A 17,253-nucleotide genomic window follows, 5' to 3' on the forward strand; every position below is an offset into this window, starting at 1 on the left:
CGACAGGACGACCGGCCCTCAGGCAGGCTGGACCTCCACCCGGAAGGGGTGCTCCTCGGCCTTGGCCATGTCCATGGCCTTGGTCACCTTCGTCTCGGCGATGTCCCGCGTGTAGGTGCCGGCGATTCCTCTCCCCTTGTTGTGGACCTCGAGAGTCAGGGCGAGCGCCTCGTTCAGAGTCTTCCCGAACACGCCCACGAGGATGTCCACGACGAAGTCCATCGGGGTGAAGTCGTCGTTGATCATGACGACGTTGTAGTTCCGGGGCACATCGACCCGGGTCTTCTCCTTGGTGAGCAGGTCCTCCATGCTCTTCTCCTCTTTCAGGCCGCCTCGGCGGTCTTCGTGAACAACGGGATGTTCCAGCCCGTCCTGCGTCTTTCGCTCATCCTGTTGGAAACCTCCACCGCACACAGGTTCGGACTGACCCTGCTGCCGGCTCCGTCGGCCGTGTGCCCGCGCATCTGCAGGAGAGCCAGTAGCGCGTCCCGCTTCCGGGCTCTCTCTTCCTGGATGGTCCTGGCCGCAGGTAGGGTGCCCATGATGGAATGCATCTCCTCCTGAGTTGCCAGCGCACTGGCCCACGGGTCGCGATGCATGCTGATGACACCGAGGTCGCGAAGATCGCGTCCCTTCTCCTTCCATTCGCGATTCTCGCGCAGGATCGCGCTCACTTCTTCGGCCTCCCGTGCGGGATCGCCGTCTACGAGCCTGAATCCGAAATCCTGGTAGTATCCGAGCAGACGTTCGTCCGTGCGCCTGACATCGATCATGACCTCGAGCCCCATCGCGTCGGCGGCTTCCAGTAGTTCTCCTATCGCGAGCGCCCCGTTCCCGGGGCGTGCATCGGCATGTCGCCGGACCGCGAAGGTGATCACGCCGGGAGAATGCGTCTCGACGTGGATGGTCACACCTATGAAGGGAAGACGTGCACGCATCGATTGCGCGATGGTCCTGACAAGGATGGACTGGCGCCTGTGGAGACCGGGATCGCTCATGTCCCGCCTCCGATGATCCTGACCTCCTCCGGTCCGATTGTCCGCAGCTGGTCGCGGCCGTCATGGATGCGCTCTCCGACCATGAAGGACCAGGCCGTGTCGGGCATGAACCTGCCTCCGTCCGGATCCGCGATGGCCGCGGTCATGACGGGCGTCCGCCCTTGTTCGATGAGGTCGTCCACGCCGCGTGCGATGGCCCGGCCGTCGGACCAGTGCCTCATGGCGAGCCACATGACGGCGGCCGCGAGGACATCTGTGAAGCGCGCCTCGGCATCCGGCATCCTGAGGCCGCGTGCGACGTCGATCCTGATCGATGCGTGCGTCTCGCGGCTCGTTCGTGCGGACTGTGTCAGTCCGGCGCGCTTCTCGAATGCGTCCATGATGTCGTCACATCGGATTCTCTGGGTATGGGCGAGGAAGGTGTTTGCGCCATCGAGGACCACGATGCGCACCTCCCCGGGCTCGGGAGAGGGAAGCCGCGAAAGCGGATCGCTCTCTGGGGCGTGGTCGTCCTGGACATTCATCTCTTTTTCCTTTCGGCATGGACTGTCGGGATTCGTTCCTCCCAGATGCGAAGACGGGGCCGCGACATGGTCGTGGCCCCGTCTTCATTCCGGGCTGTATCGGGATTATGCGATCAGTTCGTGCAGCGCAGCCTGTATGAGCGCGTCGTGGTGCCTTCCTGGACCGCTATGGTCTGGTTGGCCGTGCACAGGCTTGCGACGCTGTAGTTGCTGTAGTTGATGTAGTAGCCCCCGCCATGAGCGAGGAGGCCCTCGAGATCGGACCTCTTGACGAAGACCTCGCGTGTCGGGACCTCCCAGGTCGCGGGGATCGTCCTGATGTCATACTGCGAAGGACCTTCCGCGAGATAGGAGCACTTGGCCGTCACCGAGGCCAAGGCGTTCTTCGACTTGTCCCAGCAGTTGGTACGATGCACCGTGAAGTCGACCTCGCTGCGCGTTGTCTTGTTTCGCGTGCGATCCGATCCCGTCGTGTAGACGGTATAGGGATCGCCGAAGTACCAGCCGAAGCGCTCGTAGTTCGCGGGGTTGTCCGGCGCTCCGCATCGTGCCGTGTATGTCCGGCCCACGCCCTGTTCGCGGACACTGAAGCCGTTCGCGCCGTTGCACAGGTCGTTGAGGTTCATCGAGTTGTACTGGGTGTAGAAGAAGAGGCCCCCACGGCTGATCAGGGCGGCGATCTCGTCCCGATCGAAATACACCTCTCGGAGCTCGGGCACATAATCGGCCTTCACCGGAACGACGTCGTTGGGAAGGGCTCCGCTCGGCAGATAGCTGCACTTACGATCCGGTGCGGCCTTGTTCGCCGACAGGTCCCAGCACCGGGTCGAATAGACGATGAAGTCGAACTCCGTGCGTGAGGTGTCGTTCCTCTGCGGATTGCTTCCCGTGTAGGACGAATAGGCGGGGTCGCGATAGTTAAGACCGACGCGTTCGTAGTTGGCGGGATTGTCCGGCGTTCCGCAGCTGAGGAGATACTGGGTGTCCTTCCCGTTCTCGACGACTCCGAAGGACTGGGGCGTCGAACAGAGCTGAGACAGGCTCGTCTGGTTGTACTGGGCGTAACCGAAGTTGCCGCCACGCGGGATCAGAGCCGCTGCGTCGGCCTGGTTTATGTAGACCTCGCGCAGATCGCTCACATATGTGGCGGGCAGGGTGGCGACATCGTATACCGATACGCCCTGGGGCAGATACTTGCACTTGAGATCGGATACGACGGCGTTTCCGGTCAGGTCCCAGCAGCGCGTCGACTGCGCGACGAGATCGAATTCATCACGCCCGCTCTCGTTCCGCCTGGTGTTGGCACCCGGATAATTGACGTAGATCGGATCCCGCCATGTGAGCCCCACGCGCTCATAGCGCGCAGGGTCTTCCGGTGTCCCGCACCTGACCGTGTATTCGACCGATTTGCCGTTCTCCCTGACCATGACGGGATATCCGCCCGTGCAGAGGTCGGCGGAGGTCACGGTGTTGTACTGGTTGTAGCCGAATCGCCCGCCCCGCGGATTGAGCGAATTGAGATCGTTCAGACTGAAGTAGACCTCACGTAGGTTCGGCACGTAGGTCGCAGGGATCGTCGCGATGTCATAGATGGAAGTCCCTGTCGGGAGATACTGGCACTTGGCATTGACAACCGTGATGTTCTTGGCCGAATCCCAGCACAGCGTGCTCTGGACGACGAAGTCGAAATCCTGTCGCGCCGCGTCGTTCCTCGCGGTGTTCGCACCGGTGTAGGACACATAGGCAGGGTCCCGCAGGTTCTGCGCGACCCTCTGGAAATCGGCCGGCTTGTCCGGCTCGCCGCACCTGGCGGTATAGGTGTGCTTGATCCCGTTCTCGTCATGGAGACCGAGCTGCACGCCCGCATTGCAGAAGCTGGTCTTCTGGGTGAATTCGATCGTATAGAGATAGGGTGCGAGATCGGCGAGATCCTGTGCGTCGAAGTATATCTCACGGAACTCCGGCACCTGCTGTGCGCCGACCGAGATCATGTCGTAGATGTTCGCTCCCGAGGCCAGATACTGGCAGTTGCTGGCGGCGACGATGGCGCCCGTGTCGGTATCGACGCAGGTGGTGGAGCTGGTCATCCAGTCGAAGCTGGTCGATCCGAGCTTGTTCCTTGTCCGGGTCTCGTTACCCAGTGATGCCGGAGCCCTGACCGGATCCTGCAGGGAGTAGACCGTCCGCAGATAGCTCTCCGGAGCCTGCGCCGTCCCGCAGACGATCTTCCAGTCCTGGTTCTGGATCCTGACGGGAAGAGTGCAGATCGCATCGATCTGGGATGCCTTGGCATAGGGCAGTTGGGCCTTCAGGGAATCGCGTGTGACGTAGGCCTTGCGCAGCTGCGGGACGAGTTCCGCGGGAAGGCTGACGACATCGTAGAGATTGGGTTCGCGCTTGATGGAGCTGCAGGTCGACCTGGACATGTCGGTGCCGGTGATCGTGCTGCGGCAGCCATAGTCGGTGACGACGAGATTGACGAAATTCCCCTCGACCGATGCGTTGAGACTCTGCGGGAAACGCGAGGAATAGGAAGCGGGGTCGCCCAAGCGGGTGATGTACTTCTGATACTGGTTGACGATCGAGGACGGATCGCAGCTCAGGCGCCAGCTCTCCGATCCGATGCCGATGCGGCTTTCGCATAGCGTGTCGATGCTTGCCGGAGGTGCGTAGGGGAGTGACCCTGCGAACGCCTCGCGTGTGACGTGCACGGCCTTGAGATCGGGGTCCATCCGCGCGGGGAACGGGAAGACGTTGCCGATCTCGACGCCGCCCTTGCTGCCGGTGCAGTTGGCCTCGGGGACGATGGTCTCGTTCTTGAGGCAGCCGAGCGTCGAGACGGCCAGCTTGATCTCGCCGTTCGCGCGATAGGCGTTGATGCCGGGGCCGACATCGCCGAGTCCTGTGGCCACGCGCTGGCCGTCCGGACCGCGCGGCTTCGTATTGGGCTCCGAGATCTTGCGCCGCATGATGAGGACGTCGCTTCCGGCATCGGCCTGGGCCTGCTGGGCGAAGGAGGGCGTTGATGGCGCAGCGGCCATGACGGCCCCGGCCAGGATCGTGGATGCCAGAGTACTGAAGCGGATGCGCATGAGGGTTCCCCATCCTGAAAATACAGGAATCACTCCATTTGGATCGAAAAGGGTAAATTGACAATCCTGATAATGAGGCCTCGGTATTTTTCCGCTGGAAGTGGTTCTCCTAGTCGGGATCGTCTTCCTGCGTGAGACGGGTCCTGTCGCTTTCCTTCCGTCCTATTCCCCTGTTCAGAGCGACCCGGTCTCCGGCGGCGCGTCCCTTGCCGTATTCCTCATCGAGACTGCGCGACGGCCTGCCCCTCTTCTTCTCGAGTCTGAGATCGAGTCGGTCGAGTTCCGCGTCGATGAGCTCGGTGCGCAGGACGACCAGCCCGGTGCCCGTCGGGGTCGGCGGCTTGAGATCCCTGATGCGCTGGGCGAGCCGGTCGGCCATGCCATCGAGGAAGGCGGTGATGCGCCGACGTCTCACGTTCTCCCGGAGGAGGCGCAACTCGCCTCCCATGCGCTCGCTCTGCGTGGTCATGGCGTTGCGGCAGATGTCGAGGAGGTAGGAGGCGATCTCCACTTCGTGATCGAAACCGAAGAAGGTGATCGCGGGCTCCTCTCCGGGCTTCGAGGCCCAGTAGCGGATGTCGATCATGTAGGCGATTGCCGAGGCGACACGATGAATGCACCGTCCGACAAGATCGTCCTGGGCATGGCGCTCGCGCGAGAAACCCGTCTCGCGCATCTCCGTCTCGTCGAGCGTCATGCCGTATCGTTCGAGCAGCTTGGCGACCATCGCCGCAGCGGCGGCCGCCTCCTCCTCGGTGCATCCGTTCGCCTCGGTCTTCGCCCTCAGCGCCCGGATGCGTTCCGCGATCTTCTTTCGGTCCATGGCCTCAGCGCCGACCGAAGTCGACGTTCACGACGTTGCCTTCACCGTTTCCGCGTTCGTCTCCGGCCTCGTCCTCCACATCGACGCTGAAGCGCAGGACGAAGTCCACGCTGGGATCGACGAAGGCGGTGATCGAGGCATAGGGGATGCTGAGCACGGCCGGCACGCTGTTAAAGGCCAGTCCGACCCTGAAGCCGGTCTCGCTGGTCTCGAGGCCGTGGAAACGATGCTGGAGGACGACGGTCATTTCGGCGGGGAAGCGCTCGCTGAGATGCTGAGGGATCTCCACGCCGGGGAAGCGGGTGTCGAAGGTGATGTAGAAGTGGTGGTCACCGGGCATCTGCCCGCCGGCGGCGATGACCGCGTCGAGGCTGCGGCCGACCACGGTGAGCAGGGCGTCCTGGACGATCTCGTCGTAGGGGATGAGCGAATCGGGGGTCTGGTCGTTCAAGTCTTTTTCCTTCCTCGTGGTATCGTGGATGTCGTGTCGTTTCGGTCAGTTCCTGTCGCAAGGCCTGCGCCTGCGGTTCATGATGATGATGGTGATTGATGCGGCGGCGAACGCGAGAGCGAACGCATCGAGCGGTCCGAGCGCACCGCTGATGCGGACGGAGATCGTCGTCAGGACGATGGCGATCGGAAGGGCGATCAGGGTGATCCTTGCGTGGATGCGCCTTCTCGCGATCATCCTCCTGAATTCATCCTGATCCACCTCGTGATCAGGCTTCATGCACTGCCTCTACCGACGGCTCGGGAATGCGGGACTTCATCGCCCGGGCATCGGCCTGGATCCGTCTTGCCTCGTCCGGTGTGATGCTATCCTCTCCGAATTCATCCGGGGTCTCGCCGCAGTTGTAGATCTCGAGGTCCTCGTCGTTCCACTGGAGGATGCAGCCGTCGTTATCGAGGCCGAGGATGGTTCCGTCGACGTAGTCTTCGGGCAGTATGTCCCTGACGCTCAGGATGACGGGCACCGATCCCTGGTTGTCCATGGTCAGCTCGAATCCTCGATGGCGCATGGCGTCGGTCCACTTGCGCCGCATGTCGAAGAAGGTCGCACCGACGATCGTGTAGCCGTCCTTGATCTCCGCCGGTGAGAAGGTCACTTGCATCATGTCTGGATTGGGATTCTGCCTGTAGTCGAAGTCCCTGGCGCCGATGTCCCTCATGACCAGGTCGAGGCGGTTGCGGTGCAGCTGTCCGATTTCCATGTGTTTTCCTTCCCTTGGGATCTGTCTATGATCTCTCGCCCGCATGTCGGGCATCCGGGCCGACGCCCTCATCGGCCGACCCGGACCCTTTCCGTCAGTGCCGGGTCGACTCCTCGGTGTTGCCGAGCTCCGCCCTCATGAGGTCACGCCTCGAGATGAGCGGACTCCCCGCTGACGGACCGGATTCGCTGGTGCCGATGACCTCGATGCGCTCGCTCATGGGCTGGAGCGAATACGAATGGGAGTCCTCGAAGGCCATCTCCTCGCCGTCGATGTAGTAGAGCGTGGCATCCGCCATGCTGTCGTCGTAGGTCAGCCCCTCGATGGGGAAGAGACGATGCCTGTTCGTGAAGCGCTCGTCGATGCGGAAGGCGCGGGGCAGATCGTGGAGCACGCGGGCGGCGTATCCGGGTTCGATCTGATAGCCGTCGTAGATCTCGTCGAGGCTGTGTCCGATGTATCCTTCCGAGACGACCTCGACACTCAGATCATGGAGCGCGTCGATCCTGATGTGATATCGCCTTCCTCTGGGAAGATGGTCCTTCAACTCGTCCGCCACCCTCTTGCAGATGCGGGCATATTCCTGCGCAATGCTGTCGGGCAGGACATCCACGGCCTCCTCGGAGACCCTCTTCCACGTCCTGACGACAGAGGCGGGATCACGGGTCCGATCAGGCGTGCCATGGACCGCGAAGGATGCGGAGGCCATGTCGGTCGAGGAGGGGATCAGACTCCAGTAGGTGGAGGCGTAGTATTCCGACGTGGCCATGAGATGACCGGTCGGGGTCATGTCCTCGGCACCGGTCACGGGTCCGTATTCCCGGATCTCCATGAGATGCACCGAGCGGTCCCGCTCCTCGTCGTCCTGCGTCTTGGGATCGCATTCGTCATAGGAAAGCAGTCCGTTCACCCCCTTCACGGCGATGGCGAAGCGCTCGATGTCCCTTTCGAGAAAGGGGCGTATGTCCTCGTCCCTGTAGAACTCCTTGTCGCGCGGAAAGTGGCTGAGGAAGTATACGGGCTGCCGGACGCGTGCGATGTCCATGACATTCTGCGCTTCGACTCCCGCGAAGCCCTGGTCTTGCAGATATTCGGAGACACGGGCCGGATCGGCTTCCGCGGTCGTCGCATCGGCGGTGTCGGCGACGCGGGTGAGGTGGTGCCAGTCCTGGTATCCGGCGGCGCGGGCGACCAGTTCCTGGGCATGGGAGCGAGTGATGTCGAATTCGCGCTTCACGCGCTTGGCCGCCATCGCGGCACCGTTCGTGCTATCGTACATGCGAGTCTCCTTCGTGGCCTGGAGGACTGCCGGCTGGTCCATCGGCCTTCGTGGGACTCGATGGTCGTGCTTGGTTCTGATGGACGGTGCTGATGCTAGGGACTGCCGGCCCCGCGGTGCCGTCCGGCACCCTGTTCGGTATCCATGCACTAGAATGAGGTCCGCGTCCATCGGAGATGCATCCGATTTCGCGGTTACTGGAAGAGAATGGCGGAGCGCACCGGAATCGAACCGGTGAGGGTGTTCGCCTCAACCACGCTTAGCAGGCGGGCACCGGCGACCAACCGGCAATGCGCTCCTGAGAGTTGGCGGCGAGTAGAGGAATCGAACCCCCGACCTTTCGGACGGCCCGGCCTTCCAGACCGGTTTGCACCCTGTGCGCTACTCGCCTTGGAGACGGGCAGCGGTCATCCACCCGTCAGATGATGGACGAGAGACTACTTGAGAGGGTGAACTGGTGGTTCATGGCGATGGCGTATGGGGAAGTTCGACGGGACTGTCAATCATCCGTGATCCGTTCAGGTGATGAATTCGAAGGTCTTCCTGCCCTGACGGTTGCTGAGGCTCCCGAGGCCCCTCGACGAAAGACTAGACTGTTCCTCTCCGTGAAGCCTGTGTTCCAGGCCGTAGGGCGGTCCGCCCCTGATACGATACGCTCCGAGGCGTCTGTCCTCCTCCGTGATGACGCAGTGGTAGGAGGAGAGGATGTTCTCCACGGCCTCTTCGGTCAGGTGCCTGAGCGGAATCATCCATTCGACGACCTTGCCGAGGCCCTCGTCCGTCCGGCGCCTGATCCACGAGCCCTTCGTCTTCCTGAGGTGAGCGTGTGTCGGATACTTGGTGATGGTCCGCCTGAGACACAGATGCGGGGTATGTCCGCGACCTCCGGGTTCGAAGGCGTTCTCGATCCTGAGGCGGACCACGTAGGGATTTCCGATGGAGAGTTGGTGGACCAGTTCGGCATCGACCGGTTCTGGGTGAGTGGATCGGATGAGCTCCGCCAGGGTGGAATGGATACGCCCGTCCGCGACCTCGAAGGATCCGCCGGGCCAGGAGGGGAGATGTCTCTTCTCCCCTGCGGGTGGATCGTATTCCCTCCAGGCGAAGTCCTCGATCGTGAGGACGAGCTGGTCGGTGAGGAGAGTCTGCTTGCAGTGGCGCGGAAGAGGAGAGGGCTGGAATTCGGGAAGTGGCCGGTGCTCTGACCGCGAGACGATCAGGTCGTCCGGGATGATGCCCCACCCTACGATGTCCCTCAACCGCCGTCCCGTGCATCCGTGCAGGGCCACCTCGGGCAGTCCCGTCGCATCGATGATGACGGTCATCCTGTTCGCCGTGCATCTGTAGGCGATGGTCGGATGACCGACCGGCATGGCGTAGAGATTGTCCACCATGAGGCGATCGTCCTTGAAGTGGGCCCGGAACTGCGGCGCCCAGTGCGGGACGCTCCCGAGGATCTGGCAGCCGCGGGCATGCATCGTGTAGTTGGGGGTCTTCATCCTTCCCATCGGGATCAGCCCGGAGAAGATGTCCCCGATGCGCATGTCCCTGATGATGCGATTCATCAGCGGATCGACGAGCAGGAGGCCCGTCCGATAGGATCCAGAGGTCATCCGCGTCACAGCCTGATGACGTGGGTCCTTGCGCCCTCGTAGGGCGTCAGGTCGTTGTCCGGAGCCTTCTCGAATCCGGCTGCCTCGAGGAGGGCGAGCATCTGCATCGGATAGCATCCCATGGGACCATACCACAGGACATTCCCGCAGACTTCCTTCCTCTCCAGCTGTGAAGGCACTCCGACGACCCGTTCGGCTTCGTCCTTCTTGAGCATGCGTCCCGATGAGCGAAGCTTGAACTCGACATAGGAACCGCCGGCCGCAGGGCTGATCTCGGCATGGACCATGTCCTTGGTGATGTCTCCGCTGAGATCCTGGTCCTTCTCGATCTCGGCCTGCCTGGCCGCGGTCTTCTGCGCGTTGGAGACCACCTCCTTCGTGTCGTGCTCGTAGCTGCCCTTGGCCTCGATCCGTTTCGCGATATCCTGCTCGACAAGAGCCATGTCCGGCTCCGCACCGTAATAACCGTCTCCCTGCTGGAAGGGCTTGCCGAACTGTTTCGTGGCGACTTCGGCATCATCATCATTGTTGCCGAAGGCGGCCTTGGCCCGATGGTTGTAGCTGTTGCCGTCCTTGGGCACGTAGCCGCGCAGTTTCCGTCCATCGAAATAGACGATGCACTGGAGTGGTGCCTCCCAGTCGCCGCCGGCGCGGATGAGGAGATAGGGAACGCCGTCCGGGGTGATCTTCTCGGCGATGACATCCATGTTCTCGGTCGAGAAGTCGATCTTCGACCAGTCCTTCTCGACCTCGGGAACGAGGTCCTCCATGAGGAGCATGTGGACGAGGTTCGTCACGTCGGGGGATTCCGGATCGATCTCCCCGTATTCCTCAACGTAGTCGTTGGCGATCGCCTTCTCGATGATGATATGGCGCAGGTCGCCCTGGCTCATGACGGGGGCATGGCGTGGCATGGCATTTTCCTTCTTCAGAGGGTTTCGGGACATCCTGATCCGTCGGGATCAATCAGGGGATTCTTCGAGTTCGGGGCAGCGATGCGTGCCGTCCTTTCCGGGAACACAGATGCTGGCGTATTCGTCGCACACCTGCCTCGTGACCGGTCGGACCATGGACTGGACGTTCCCGTTGATGATGATCGTGCCGACCTCGGTCGTCGTCTGGCTATGGCTGCGGATGCAGGTCTTGCGCCATTCGGCGGTGTCGGGACGGCTGTCGCAGCCTCCGAGCACCGCGCAGGCCATGACAAGCATGGCGATGACGGGCGCGGGAGTACGGACGAGCTCTTTCAATGGCGGGTTCCTTCGCTTCTACGGGCGTGGCGATGGAGGAGTGACGATCAGCCTGATCTTCCTCGGATATGAAGACGGAAGGGACGCGGATTTGCCTAGGCGGACCCGAACAGCTCTTTCTGCAGATCCTCGTCCATGCGCGAATCCCGTCTCACCGGGGAGCGCCCGGCGGTCACCATGCCGACCGGTGCGCGTTGTTCGGCACAGTCGAAGAGCGTGTTCTCGTTGTCCGCCTTCTCCTGCTTTGCAGCCTTCGGCACGATCACGCGCGGCGGGGAGAGGATGGCAATGGGCAGCGGATACTGGCAGAACCGCTCGTCATGGAGGACATGGAGGGGCTGGGTCTCCCTGTCCAGGCCGACATAGTCGTCCATGTCCTTCACCAGATCGATGAGGCCGGAGAGGGAGAGGGAGACCTGAAGGCGCCTCTGCTTATGCCTGTCGATCTTGAAGTCGAACCGCAGGGCCGGATGGTGCCTGCCCTTCACTTCCTCCAGGATGAGATTCTTGTCGCCCCGCGCCGCATCGGCGGCGGTCGGCCCTTCGCCGCGATTGGCGATCATGTTGTGGTAGCGCAGGACCTGCGAAGCGGTGATGTCCCTGATGAGTTCGCGATGGACGGCCTTCGTGAGGATGAACTCGTGGACCCGGACGAATTCCTTGCGATCCTCGTCGACCTGCTCCCACTGTCCGACGAGGAGGCGGCGATGAATCGCCATCTCGAAGAAGCGCGGAGCATCCGCCATGCCGATCGAATCGCTCCTGGCGGACATGGCCTTGACCGCGGTGTCCAGTCCGAAGCGCCGATCGAAACGACGTTCGATGTCGTGCCGGGCGACACCCGATCGGTGATGGTTGCAGGCGCCGTCGAACATCCAGGCGGTCTTGACGAGATTCTCCCAGTCCGTGCCGTGCTGCTGGCTGGTGTTCGTGGTCCCGTTGCCCATCCGATGTCATTCCCGTCCTGCTGGAGATGACCTCTTCTAGGACGGGAATGGATCAGGAACAAATCAGATGGGCAGGCTCGCTGTCACAGCAGGCTCGGCGGAGGAGCGTGGATGCTGTCCTCCGGCGGCCTGATGGCCGAGATGCCGGCGATCATCTCCCCCTTCGAGATGCTGGGGTTGCCGGCGGTGCGTTCGCTGATGCAGCTCCAGTCGATCGAGTTGAACTGCTCCATGAGCTCGTCCGCGTCGACGCCGGGTTTCACCTTGATGAAGTGGTTCGACTTCCAGGAGCGCTCGAGGCCCTCCTTGGAGGCGAGGCCTGCTCTTGCTCCGACCCGCTGGAAGGCGAAGTCGGCGCCCTCGGGTTCGGAGACGAAGTCGAAATCGGGATGGGTGAACGAGGCCTTGGTGATCCTCCGCTTCTCGCCCATCGGCTTGCGGCGCCAGATCTGGAAGCAGCAGGGCACGTCGTAGGGTTCGCCGTCGTGGATGAAGGAGTAGGGCTCGAGAACCACCGACTCGCCGACGAGCTCGAAGTTGATGCTGACCTTGTCCTGCATGGTCGTCTTCTCGAACGTGCGGGGGAGGATCATGCAGATCCATTCCGCGAAGCGCGCTGCGCGGTTGACGAACCTGAGGGCAAGCGAGGCGTTGCGGCCGAACGGAGGATTGCCGACGACGGCCACGGGGGCCCTCACGTCTCCGTAGTCCCACTTGAGGAAGTCATCGATGATGGTGATGTCCTGGTGGCTGTTCGCCTCGTCGATGTCGAAGCCGCGTCGCGGTTCGGGCAGCATGTGGAAGAACACGCCGGTCCCGGCCGAGGGTTCGATCCATTCGCCGATCTCGTCCATGGGGAGAGTCCTGCGCACGATGTCCATGCATGCGGCCGCGACCTCGGGCTTCGTGTAGAACTGGTCCAGTTCGCGCGAGGCTGTCTTGGCCTTCTTCTTGCGCGTCTTTCCGTCCGTCCCATCCGGGGTTGATGCGGATGCGGTCTCGGATGGATCCCCTTCGTCCGGGGTCATCATGTGCAGGAAGTCCTGGCTCTCCAACTCTTTTTCCTCCTCAATGGGAATCCGTGTTCTCGCCCTCTCCGTCGGGAGGGTTATCGTGTTTCAGGATGGTGCCGCATGGCGATCGGTTTGTACAGCGCTTTCTCGTAGGTCACATGGACCTGGCCGCCATCCGGACGACTGCGGGATGCGGATCGCCGAGATGGTCGAAGGCGATGATGCTGGCCGCGACGCGTTCGATGGCGTCCGGCGGCTCCTTGGATACCAGCCAGTTCCACTGGTCGAGCCTCTCGTTGTGGTACCACGTCCCGATCGGGGCACCACCATCGACTGCGGAGTTGATCTCAGCGGCCCGGCAGGCAGCGTCGATGCGGGTCTGCAGGGCCGCCTTCTCTCGCGCGTCGCGGGGGCGGTTGTCGGGCTTGACGACCCAGTTGTCCTTCTCGAGTCTGAGGGCCATCACGGTTCCGTCGGGCGTCTCGAACTTGAAGAGCGAGGGATTGCTCGGAACGGGTCGGAGGTGACTCTCCATCGGCGCCGGCGAGAGTGCTCTGCGCTCCAGGGAGGAGACGGCGCGCACGACGGCGTCCCGATCGAGGAGCCAGCACCGGGCCTCTGCGATCCATCTTCCGCCGACATGCCGGCAGACACGCGAGACGTGCTTGAGAACCTCGTCGTCCTCCGAGTCGGCGTAGAGGGTCCTCATCCGGTCCTCGTGCCTCATTATCGTGATCTGACCATCCGGTATGCTGATGCCGGCTACACCCCTCCACTCCTGGATGTAGCGCGCATCGCCTTCGAGCCGGGTGACGATCGCGGGTGCGGCAGCCTTGGTGTACGCCTTCCCGACCTTCATCGGTCGCTTCCACCTGCCGGTGGTCCTCCAAGGCAGCTTCAGCCCGTGGAAATCGTCCCTTCCCGCGAGGCCACTGCGGTATTCGGTCACCCGCGGCTGGTCGATGCGGCCATGGTAGAGGTCACGGCCGCCGTCCTCCCCGCGAACGTGATCCATGAACTCCTCGAGCGTGATGGCGCTCTGGACGCGCTTGTTATCCGGCTTCCATTCGGACGGCTTGTCCTTCCGCTTCTTCAGCGCGATGTTGAGCTTGATGCTGGGGCGCGCGAGCCCCTGACGAGGCCGCATCGCATGGGTCATGGGGTGGAACCGGTCGCGCGCCTTCTCCTCCTCGTTTCTGGCCTCCTCCTCATTGGAGACCTCGGGATTCCAGGCGAGGAGGAGCGAGCGTAGGCGTCCGATCTCCAGACGCGTGATGTCGCCGCGCATCGCGCGCCAGGTGCCGTCCAGGATGATGATCTCGATGATCCGGTCGTATCGCCATACCACGACCGGCTTCCCGTTCTCGTCGCGATGACGGATGATCCGCTTGACCGTCCCTCCTCCGGGGCCGGGTATCTCCTCGTAGTCGGGCTCGTAGACCATGACGAGCAGCCGGTGCGGACCACTGTGGGAGAAGAGCTGGTGCGCGCAGGCCATGTCGACCGTGAGCTTCTTGGGCCTGCCCTTCTTGGTGTAGGTCTGCTTCACCGTCTTGACGTGCGTGGGCAGACCCTGGATCAGGTCGGCCTCGGGGGAGATGTCGATCGGATGGGTCGGATGCCAGGCGATGTTGCCGCGCAGGAACATGCGTGTCGTGCGGATGCGGTCCTCGCCGACGAGGCCGTTGATGCGGTCGGGATCGAGCGGGCGATCTATCGAGGGGTGCAGCGCCATCCTGTCCTCCTGCTGTCGTCCGGCGGCGGCTTCGGTCTGTCCCGGTTATAGGACGGACGTCCGCCGAGGCCAATCAGCCGTCATGCCGGCACGAAGGTCCGGGCGATCTCGGGCATCTCGGTCAGGGCCCTCTGGTGATAGGGTCTCTTCACCGCGGCGATCTCGTCACGCACTGGCTGGGCGGCGTCGTGGGCCTCCTGATGGCGCTCACGGAGCCGCACCTCGATCTCCGACACCCGGACGCGCGCCTCCTCGCATTTGCTGCGAGCGTCCGACAGTCTGCCGATGTTGTAGAGCGACAGGAAGTCGAAGCCCGGATCGAATGCCATGTCGAGGAAGAGGTCGAGGGTGTCGCCCGGCGCGACGAGATCCTCGTCGATGGCCGACTTTGTCTTGCGCGACAGCACGTCGATAGCCGCCCTGGCCTCGCCGACGCGGCCCTGGGCGGTGGAATTGGCCATCGTGGAGACGGCTGACAGACCCTTGTTGTCCGAGACGAGGTCGAGGGTCTCGTAGGTCTGCGCGCTGTCGAGCGCCTCGATGGCCTCGTCGAGCGCGGTGACCGCATCCGTGGCGGACCGGTGCACGTCCAGGGCGGCTTCCTCGACCGCCTCCAACGGCCGCAGGCGTGTCTCGATCATGTCGACGACCGGTCGCACCGCGTTCTCGTCGACGAGGGCCTCGGTGCGCATACGATGCCAGGTCGGCACGATGTCCGTGAGATGGGCTCTCGCGGAATCGCGGATCGCGACGGCCGATACGTGTCCGATCTCGGTTTCGGTGGTGACGAAGGAATCGCGCAGACGCTGGATGAGAGGCATGGCGCCGCGCTCGGCGGTGAAGGCGGAGATCGTCCTGTCGGCCCGTCCGAGAGCCTCGCATGCCCTGTGGATGGCGTCCCTGTCGGAGCCTTCGGGTTCGTAGGGTGAAGGTGTCCTCCGGGTCCCGACGGCTATGAGGCTCCCGAGCATGACGAGGAGCAGCAGGGCGAGCGTGACGAGCATGAACGCGCCGGCCGACCCGTCGTGACCGAAGGCTCGAGGAACCAGGATACATGCCAGCGCCGTGCCTGCGACCAGCGCGATGATGAAGGGTGCGGGCGCGGTGCGGGCCCTTCCGGTCGTGGCGGCGAGCAGGGCGATGACGAGCGTCGTGCCCGTCGCGAGTGCGATCGTTGTCGTGTCCATCTGTGCGTCCTTGGTTGGTCCGGGCGGGTCGATCCTGGACCGCCGGTGGTGTTCGTATTCCCGAGCGAAGCGAATCCCTTTTTCCCTCCACTCGGGAAGTGTCCCTTCACACCGATCCGGATACGCTCGTCTCTCTCCTTGCCATGGCGCGGGCGAAGGGGAAGGAGAGGAAGCCCATGATCGTCAGGACCGCGAATGCGGCCAATGGGACCGGCCTGTTCTCGGCATACCACAGCTGCACCGGATCCGGGGCGATGAGGGTCTTGCAGATCGCGAAGACGGTGAGGATGACGATGCTGATGCAGTGGAGCTTCATCATAGTCTCGTAGAAGGGGAACATGGTCCTGGGTCTGCGGGGTCGGCCTTCCAGGAGGAAGGTCCCGACTGACATCAGCACGAAGATGACGCCGAAGAGGGCCAGCACCGCACCCTGCTGTCCTTCGCCGTCCCGGGAGATGGACAGACTGAGGACGAGGCAGGTGATCTGGATCAGGGCGTAGAGGACCAGGAAGGTGATCGGGCCGACGACGCCGATCAGCCGGGCGAAGGGGACGAGGATGAATGCCTCTGCCCTGTCGATGGTGCCTTGGGAAGGAGGCGCCGGCCTGTCTCCCGCGAGCATGCCTTTCCAGTCCTCGTATCCCTCACGGCGGGCGGCTGCTTCGAGTTCGGACTGATAGGAGGTACCCCGTCTGCGGGAGACCGCCCTCGCATGGCGCTTGGCCTCGATGATCTCGGTTCTGGTATCGGTCATTGATGTATTCCTCGTATGGGATGATGCGAGGCATTGCTGCGCGAAGGGCGCCGACTATGCCTGTCTTTCACCGTGCTCGAGGATTCATCACGCGTGGCGATCGGCCTGCACGAATGGCCGTGACCTTCTTATAGGACGAGCATCGTGGCATGAGAAGCAGGCGATCGCGACTTCCGACGCCAACATGATGTCTTATTCTTTTTCGGTCATCTTCAACATGCATCGCGCAGGTCATACTGCGCCGTCATGGGCCTCTAGTCTCTCCGGTGACGGAACGGATTGTCACCCGTCTGCTCGAAGGCCTCCGGGGTGAGGACCGCCGTCTCGATCGGACCGGTGGCATAGCCGTGGTGGCGGAGGAACCATTTCCAGACGCGCATCAGACGGTCTTGCTGGAGTTCGTCGTCGATCTCCTGGGTATCGAAGCCGAAGACGCCGAGCGCCGGCGCGCTGCAGTCTCCCAGTTGGCCGAACTTGTGCGCGGTGGCACCCCACATCCTCGTCCAGACGCCCTCGTGATCGTCGAGATACGCGAGGCGCTCGTAGCCTTCGGCCGTCAGCGCGATGTTGAAGCTCTTGAGGACGACGCGCTCGAGACCTCGCAGGTCGATGTCATCGTCGTCGCCCGTGTGGAAGGCGATGTGGAACCGGTAGGTCTTGTCGGGATCGAATGCATTCGGATCACCGAAGCTGTCCATCATGTCGTCATCGGTGAAATCGTCGATCGTGATAGAACCGCGTGGCGTGGTCACGGTGACGTGAAGCGGGGCGTCGTCATTGGCTTCCGTCGGTCCCGAGATTCTCTGATCCATGGTCCTTCCTTTCTT

At 62.9% G+C, this 17,253-nt stretch carries 18 protein-coding genes and 1 tRNA gene; all 19 read right to left on the reverse strand.

What is annotated here, in order from left to right:
- Positions 1-18: 18 nt before the first annotated feature.
- A complete protein-coding gene (locus Q0602_RS09140; RefSeq protein WP_298841906.1) occupies positions 19-309 on the reverse strand; it encodes an ATP-dependent Clp protease adaptor ClpS in 291 nt (96 codons plus the stop codon).
- 14 nt (positions 310-323) lie between these two features.
- Positions 324-998 (reverse strand): hypothetical protein, encoded by a 675-nt coding sequence (locus Q0602_RS09145; protein WP_298841907.1) that lies wholly within the window; start codon positions 996-998, stop codon positions 324-326.
- Entirely contained in the window at positions 995-1,522 is a 528-nt protein-coding gene (locus Q0602_RS09150) for a hypothetical protein (protein ID WP_298841909.1), read from the reverse strand. The genes Q0602_RS09145 and Q0602_RS09150 overlap by 4 nt, the downstream gene beginning before the upstream one ends.
- Before the next feature lie 113 nt (positions 1,523-1,635).
- Complete coding sequence (locus Q0602_RS09155) at positions 1,636-4,614, reverse strand: hypothetical protein (protein ID WP_298841912.1); 2,979 nt, start codon at positions 4,612-4,614, stop codon at positions 1,636-1,638.
- A gap of 109 nt (positions 4,615-4,723) precedes the next feature.
- Positions 4,724-5,437 carry a DUF2786 domain-containing protein gene (locus tag Q0602_RS09160; RefSeq protein ID WP_298841915.1) on the reverse strand — a complete coding sequence of 238 codons (714 nt, stop codon included), beginning with the start codon at positions 5,435-5,437 and terminating at the stop codon, positions 4,724-4,726.
- A 4-nt stretch (positions 5,438-5,441) separates the two neighbouring features.
- Positions 5,442-5,888 (reverse strand): ClpXP protease specificity-enhancing factor SspB, encoded by a 447-nt coding sequence (locus tag Q0602_RS09165; protein ID WP_298841918.1) that lies wholly within the window; start codon positions 5,886-5,888, stop codon positions 5,442-5,444.
- A 45-nt stretch (positions 5,889-5,933) separates the two neighbouring features.
- Positions 5,934-6,167, reverse strand: coding sequence for a hypothetical protein (locus Q0602_RS09170; RefSeq protein ID WP_298841921.1), 234 nt, complete (start codon positions 6,165-6,167; stop codon positions 5,934-5,936).
- A complete protein-coding gene (locus tag Q0602_RS09175; RefSeq protein ID WP_298841924.1) occupies positions 6,157-6,648 on the reverse strand; it encodes a hypothetical protein in 492 nt (163 codons plus the stop codon). Before Q0602_RS09175 ends, Q0602_RS09170 begins: the two co-directional genes overlap by 11 nt.
- Before the next feature lie 94 nt (positions 6,649-6,742).
- Complete coding sequence (locus Q0602_RS09180) at positions 6,743-7,927, reverse strand: hypothetical protein (protein ID WP_298841927.1); 1,185 nt, start codon at positions 7,925-7,927, stop codon at positions 6,743-6,745.
- 208 nt (positions 7,928-8,135) lie between these two features.
- Positions 8,136-8,226, reverse strand: a tRNA-Ser gene (locus Q0602_RS09185).
- A gap of 219 nt (positions 8,227-8,445) precedes the next feature.
- Positions 8,446-9,492: a hypothetical protein gene (locus Q0602_RS09190; RefSeq protein WP_298841930.1), complete on the reverse strand. Its 1,047-nt coding sequence runs from the start codon at positions 9,490-9,492 to the stop codon at positions 8,446-8,448.
- Positions 9,493-9,545: 53 nt separating this feature from the next.
- Complete coding sequence (locus Q0602_RS09195) at positions 9,546-10,454, reverse strand: hypothetical protein (protein ID WP_298841932.1); 909 nt, start codon at positions 10,452-10,454, stop codon at positions 9,546-9,548.
- A 48-nt stretch (positions 10,455-10,502) separates the two neighbouring features.
- Positions 10,503-10,790: a hypothetical protein gene (locus Q0602_RS09200; RefSeq protein WP_298841935.1), complete on the reverse strand. Its 288-nt coding sequence runs from the start codon at positions 10,788-10,790 to the stop codon at positions 10,503-10,505.
- A gap of 95 nt (positions 10,791-10,885) precedes the next feature.
- Positions 10,886-11,737: a hypothetical protein gene (locus Q0602_RS09205; RefSeq protein WP_298841938.1), complete on the reverse strand. Its 852-nt coding sequence runs from the start codon at positions 11,735-11,737 to the stop codon at positions 10,886-10,888.
- A gap of 83 nt (positions 11,738-11,820) precedes the next feature.
- Positions 11,821-12,792 (reverse strand): hypothetical protein, encoded by a 972-nt coding sequence (locus Q0602_RS09210; protein ID WP_298841941.1) that lies wholly within the window; start codon positions 12,790-12,792, stop codon positions 11,821-11,823.
- Between the two features lie 112 nt (positions 12,793-12,904).
- On the reverse strand, positions 12,905-14,485 hold the full coding sequence (locus Q0602_RS09215) for a hypothetical protein (protein WP_298841944.1): 1,581 nt from the start codon (positions 14,483-14,485) through the stop codon (positions 12,905-12,907).
- Positions 14,486-14,565: 80 nt separating this feature from the next.
- On the reverse strand, positions 14,566-15,672 hold the full coding sequence (locus Q0602_RS09220; protein ID WP_298841946.1) for a hypothetical protein: 1,107 nt from the start codon (positions 15,670-15,672) through the stop codon (positions 14,566-14,568).
- 106 nt (positions 15,673-15,778) lie between these two features.
- Positions 15,779-16,426: a hypothetical protein gene (locus Q0602_RS09225; protein WP_298841949.1), complete on the reverse strand. Its 648-nt coding sequence runs from the start codon at positions 16,424-16,426 to the stop codon at positions 15,779-15,781.
- Between the two features lie 254 nt (positions 16,427-16,680).
- A complete protein-coding gene (locus tag Q0602_RS09230) occupies positions 16,681-17,238 on the reverse strand; it encodes a hypothetical protein (RefSeq protein ID WP_298841952.1) in 558 nt (185 codons plus the stop codon).
- Between the last annotated feature and the right edge of the window lie 15 nt (positions 17,239-17,253).

The sequence above is a fragment of the uncultured Salinicola sp. genome, from assembly GCF_937921195.1.
Classification (GTDB): Bacteria; Pseudomonadota; Gammaproteobacteria; order Pseudomonadales; family Halomonadaceae; genus Salinicola.